General features: G+C 70.3%; 1 protein-coding gene and 1 pseudogene. Both read right to left on the reverse strand.

Annotated features, from left to right (window positions below; genetic code table 11):
* On the reverse strand, positions 1 to 1,685 hold a 1,685-nt coding region (locus ETD83_RS41480; RefSeq protein ID WP_138650710.1), incomplete at its 3' end, for a GAF domain-containing sensor histidine kinase.
* A 177-nt stretch (positions 1,686 to 1,862) separates the two neighbouring features.
* Positions 1,863 to 2,087 (reverse strand): annotated as a pseudogene (locus tag ETD83_RS43360) (Acg family FMN-binding oxidoreductase); the annotation flags it as partial.

Below are 2,087 nucleotides of genomic sequence, written 5' to 3' on the forward strand. Positions count from 1 at the left end.
ACGGTCCCGCCGCCGTCACGCGGGGCGGTAGTGCACGAGCCGCCCAGGCCTTTGGCCCGGTCGCTCAGATTGCGCAGGCCGCTGCGGCGGCCGCCTTCGGGGATGCCGACGCCGTCGTCCTCGACGCGCAGCGCCAGCTCGTCGTTCACCTCAACGACCAGGACGACCTGCGAGGCGTGGGCGTGGCGGGCGACGTTGGACAGCGCCTCGCGGATCACGGCCAGCAGATGCTCTCCGATGTCGTCGTCGACGGCGGTGTCCAGCAGCCCGTCCAGCCGGACGGACGGCGCGAATCCCAGGTTCTCGGTCGCCGCGTCGACCAGCGCGTGGACGCGGCTGCGCAGCGACTCGGTGTCCACCGGGCCTTGCAGCGCGAAGATGGTGGAGCGGATCTGCCGCATGGTTTCGTCCAGGTCGTCCACGGCGCGCTGGACGCGGACCGCCACTTCTTTGCGCTCGACCAGCTTGATTGTCGCCATCAGCGTCATCGCGGTGGCGAACAGCCGCTGGATCACGGTGTCGTGCAGGTCCTTGGCGATGCGGTCCCGGTCCTCCAGCAGCGTGAGGCGTTCGGCGTCGCGGCGGCGGTCGGCCAACTCCAGGGCCACCGCGGCCTGCCCGGCGAACGTCTCCAGGAGCCGCTGCGTGGCCTCGGAGAACACCGCGCCGCCGGGCGGATTGATCACCGAGATGACCCCGCGGGCGGAGGAACCCACGCCCAGGGGCACCACAAGCAGCGGCCCGATCGGCACGTGCGTCGGCACGTTCGCCTCGTGAGCGGCCTCGCTCCCGTCGGCCAGCCGCAGCGGCGTCCCTTCGGTGAACACGGGGCCGGCGACCGAGTGGTCAAGCGGCACCCGTAGCCCTTCCAGCCGGTCGGCGCCCTCGCCGTGGGCAGCCTCGACCACGAAAACCGGAGCGCCCTCCTCGACCAGCGCCACCGTCGCCAGCCCGGCGTCGGCGACCTCGCGGGCGCGCTGCGCCACCAGCGTGGTCACCTCGTGCGGGTCGGTGCCCGACAGCAGGGTCGTGGAGATCTCCCTGGACGCCTCCAGCCAGCGTTCCCGCCGCCTCGTCTCCTCATACAGCCGGGCGTTCTCGATCGCGACCCCGGCCGCGGTGGCCAGCGCGGTCACCACGACCTCGTCCTCTTGGTCGAACTCGCCGCCGCCTGCCTTCTCGGTCAGGTACAGATTGCCGAACACCTCGTCCCGGACCCGGATCGGTACTCCGAGGAACGTGTGCATCGGCGGATGGTTCGCGGGGAATCCGTGAGAGTCGGGATGCTCGCCCAGGTCCGGCAGCCGGATCGAGTGCGGCTCGCGGATCAGCAGCCCGAGGATGCCGTGTCCGTGGGGCCAGTGCCCGATCGCCTCGATCTCCTTCTCGCTCGCGCCTACGGTGACGAACTGGATCAGCCGCTCGCCCTCCTCGCTGATCACGCCCAAGGCCCCGTACCGGGCGTCGACCAGGGTGACGGCGGCCTCGGTGATGCGGCGCAGCACGGTCTCCAGGTCCAGGTCGCTGCCGATGGAGACCACGGCCTCCAGCAGCGCGTGGACGCGGTCGCGGGTGGCGCGTGCCCCCTCCAGCCGCGTCTGCAGCTCGGTCAGCAGATCGTCCAGCTGCAATTGCGGCAGGATCAGCCGCGCTCGGTCCGCACCGGCACCAGCCTCTTCAGCCACAACGCCAGTATTACCGTGTTAATGGCGGCATGTCAGGCTCTCGGGATCTTGACTTCCCCCTGGCTTCCGCCCGGCCACCTCACATTGAGCCGATACCGGGTTTGTGAGATCGGTTCCCGTGGCTGAGGCGCCATATCGTCGCCCGGCGAGCGCGTTCAGGCGTAATGGGGACTTTGCTCAACCTTCCTCGGTCATGACCTCCTCCACGGGACGACGGACGGTGGTCAGGTCCTCGCCGTCCGGTACGCCGAGGCGCATCAGCATCTGCGGGTGGGCGTCACCGCAGAAACGAGCCCGGATGAACGCGCGAAGTTCCGGAACCTGCAGCGCCTGCGTGTGGTAAACGGCAGCCAGGTCGTGCTCGGCGGCCCGCAGCAGGACACGCTGCAGCGCCTGCCCCGC

The sequence above is a fragment of the Actinomadura soli genome, assembly GCF_005889715.1.
Classification (GTDB): Bacteria; Actinomycetota; Actinomycetes; order Streptosporangiales; family Streptosporangiaceae; genus Spirillospora; species Spirillospora soli.